Below are 3534 nucleotides of genomic sequence, written 5' to 3'. Positions count from 1 at the left end.
TCCTCGGCGTGGGCAAGGGCCGGCAGGGCCAGCAGCAGGGCGGACAGCAGCAACGAACGGCGCATCTCGATCTCCACGGAAGGGGTCTGCACCTGAATGTAGGGCAACCTTGCCGTTACGGGAACCTCCAGCGTCGTCCATCTGTCTGAGCGCCCGTCCCATCCGTCATGCAGGAAACCCGGTGGGCCACAGGTATGCTTTGCGCATTGCCACCCGGGGTGCCCACCCCGTCCAGCCCTCTTGGAGTCTTGAATGTCACGTGTTTGGAAGATCGTGCTGCTGGTCGTGGCGGTGCTGGTGCTGGCCGTGGTCGGCCTGCGCGTACTCGGTGGCGGCAAGGACAAGGCTGCCGGGCAGCAGGCAGGCGCCGGCCAGGGGGGTGAAGATCCCGATGCCGGCCCGGTGCCGGTGACCGTGGTCGATGCCGCGCGCCAGGACGTGCCGGTGTATGCCAGCGCACTGGGCACGGTGACCGCGATGAACACCGTGACGGTCAGCCCGCAGGTGGGCGGCCAGCTGATGAGCCTCAATTTCCGCGAAGGCCAGGAAGTGAAGAAGGGCGACGTGCTGGCGGTGATCGACCCGCGCACCGCCCAGGCCAGCTATGACCAGGCCGTTGCATCCAAGCGCCAGAACGAAGCCCTGCTGGCCACCGCACGTTCGAACTACCAGCGCTCGAACGCGCCGGAGTACCGCCAGTTCGTGGCCAAGACCGATCTGGATACACAACGAAACCAGGTGGCACAGTACGAAAGCGCAGTGGCGGCCAATGAAGCCAGCATGCGTTCGGCGCAGGTGCAGCTGCAGTACACCCGGGTCACCGCGCCGATCACCGGTATCGCCGGCATCCGCGCGGTCGACGCCGGCAACGTGGTCAACGCCGGTACCGCACTGGTCACCCTGACCCAGATCCATCCGATCCACGTGCTGTTCAACCTGCCCGAACGCCAGCTCGGCGACGTGCGCCAGGCGCAGGCCGCCGGCAGCGTGCCGGTCGCAGCGCTGGACCGCGCCGATTCGCACGTGCTCAGCGGCGACGGCAAGCTGGACGTGGTCGACAACCTGATCAGCGCCGACAGCGGCACCTTCAAGGCACGCGCGGTGTTCGACAACACCGACAACGGCCTGTGGCCGGGCCAGTTCGTCAATGTGCGCATGCAGCTGCGCACCATCGGCGGCGGCGTGGTGATCCCGACCCAGGCAGTGCTGCGTGGCCCGGACGGCGAGTACGTCTACGTCGTGCAGGGCGACAACACGGTGAAGATGCAGACCGTGCGCAGTGGCGTGGAAGTGGGCGACAGCCAGGTGCAGATCGCCGAAGGCCTGAAAGGCGGCGAGCGCGTGGTCAGCGAAGGCCAGTTCCGCCTGAAGCCGGGCAGCAAGGTGACCGCGCTGAAGCCGGGTGAAACCCCGGCCGCACCGACCGAGGCCGAACTGAAGGCCGCCGAACAGAAGAGTGGCGGCGGCCGCCGCGGCGGTGGCCCGCGCTGAGCGCAGGCCCCTGCTCTTCCCCGCGCCGGCGATCCCGCCGGCGCTGCCATTGAAGTGCCAGCAAGGATCAGTCCGTGGGCTTTTCGACGATCTTCATCCGCCGCCCGATTGCCACCTCGCTGTTGATGGCGGGCTTGTTGCTGCTGGGCATCCTCGGTTACCGCAAGCTGCCGGTGTCGGCGCTGCCGGAAATCGATGCGCCCAGCCTGGTGGTGACCACGCAGTACCCCGGTGCCAACGCCACCACCATGGCCTCGCTGGTGACCACGCCGCTGGAGCGCCAGTTCGGGCAGATCTCCGGGCTGGAACTGATGACCTCCGATTCCTCGGCGGGGTTGTCGACGATCATCCTGCAGTTCTCGATGGACCGCGACATCGACATCGCCGCACAGGACGTGCAGGCGGCGATCCGCCAGGCCACCCTGCCCTCGTCGCTGCCGTACCAGCCGGTCTACAACCGGGTGAACCCGGCCGACGCGGCCATCGTCACCCTCAAGCTGACCTCCGATACGCGGCCGCTGCGCGACGTCAACAACTACGCTGACTCGATCCTCGCCCAGCGCCTGTCGCAGGTGCAGGGCGTGGGCCTGGTGTCGATCGCCGGCAACGTGCGTCCGGCCGTGCGCATCCAGGTCAATCCGGCGCAGCTGTCCAACATGGGCTTGACCCTGGAAGAGCTGCGCAGCGCGCTCACCCAGGCCAACGTCAATGCGCCGAAGGGCTCGCTGAACGGCAAGACCCAGTCCTACAGCATCGGCACCAACGACCAGCTGGCCAGCGCCGCCGAGTACCGCGACACCATCATCAGCTACAAGAACGGCCGCCCGGTGCGGCTGTCCGACGTGGCCGAAGTGATCGATGGCGTGGAGAACGACCAGCTGGCGGCATGGGCCGACGGCAAGCCGGCCGTGCTGCTGGAAGTGCGCCGGCAGCCGGGCGCCAACATCGTGCAGACCGTCGAGCGCATCCGCGCGCTGCTGCCGCAGCTGCAGGGCGTACTGCCGGCCGACGTGCACCTGGAGGTGTTCTCCGACCGTACCGAAACCATCCGCGCCTCGGTGCATGAAGTGCAGTTCACCCTGATCCTGACGATCGGCCTGGTGGTGGCGGTGATCTTCGTGTTCCTGCGCCGGTTCTGGGCCACCATCATTCCCTCGGTGGCAGTGCCGTTGTCGCTGGCCGGCACCTTCGCGGTGATGGCCTTCACCGGCATGTCGCTGGACAACCTCTCGCTGATGGCGCTGGTGGTGGCCACCGGCTTCGTGGTCGACGATGCGATCGTGATGATCGAGAACATCGTGCGCTACATCGAACAAGGCAAGAGCGGCAAGGAGGCGGCCGAGATCGGTGCGCGCCAGATCGGCTTCACCGTGCTGTCGCTGACGGTTTCACTGGTGGCGGTGTTCCTGCCGCTGCTGCTGATGCCCGGCGTCACCGGCCGCCTGTTCCACGAGTTCGCCTGGGTGCTGAGCATCGCCGTGGTGCTGTCGATGCTGATCTCGCTGACGCTCACCCCGATGATGTGCGCCTACCTGCTCAAGCCCGATGCGCTGCCCGAGGGCGAAGACGCGCACGARCGTGCSGCSGCGGCCGGCAAGSARAACCTGTGGACGCGCACCGTSGGCSYSTAYGAGCGCAGCCTGGACTGGGTGCTGGAACACCAGCCGCTCACCCTGGCCGTGGCCGCTGCCGCGCTGGTACTGACCGTGCTGCTGTACGTGCTGATTCCCAAGGGCCTGCTGCCCGAACAGGACACCGGCCTGATCACCGCCGTGGTCCAGGCCGACCAGAACATCGCCTTCCCGCAGATGGAGCAACGCACCCAGCAGGTGGCCGAAGCGCTGCGCAGGGATCCGGACGTGACCGGCGTATCGGCCTTCATCGGTGCCGGCAGCATGAACCCCACGCTCAACCAGGGCCAGCTGTCGATCGTGCTGAAAGAGCGCGGCGAACGTGATGGGCTGGAAGACATCCTGCCGCGCCTGCAGAAATCCGTCGCCGGTATTCCCGGCGTGGCGCTGTACCTGAAGCCGGTACAGGACG

2 protein-coding genes are annotated in these 3534 nt (G+C 67.3%); both read left to right on the top strand.

Annotated elements, in window-relative coordinates:
* Nucleotides 1-252: 252 nt before the first annotated feature.
* A complete protein-coding gene (locus AC1VAN_RS15360; RefSeq protein ID WP_032976663.1) occupies nt 253-1491 on the top strand; it encodes an efflux RND transporter periplasmic adaptor subunit in 1239 nt (412 codons plus the stop codon).
* A 74-nt stretch (nt 1492-1565) separates the two neighbouring features.
* The coding region (locus AC1VAN_RS15355) for an efflux RND transporter permease subunit (protein WP_480986128.1) at nt 1566-3534 on the top strand (1969 nt) is incomplete at its 3' end.

It is taken from the genome of Stenotrophomonas sp. 05L44_2 (genome assembly GCF_056665995.1).
This window is presented reverse-complemented; position numbering and strand designations above follow the sequence as displayed.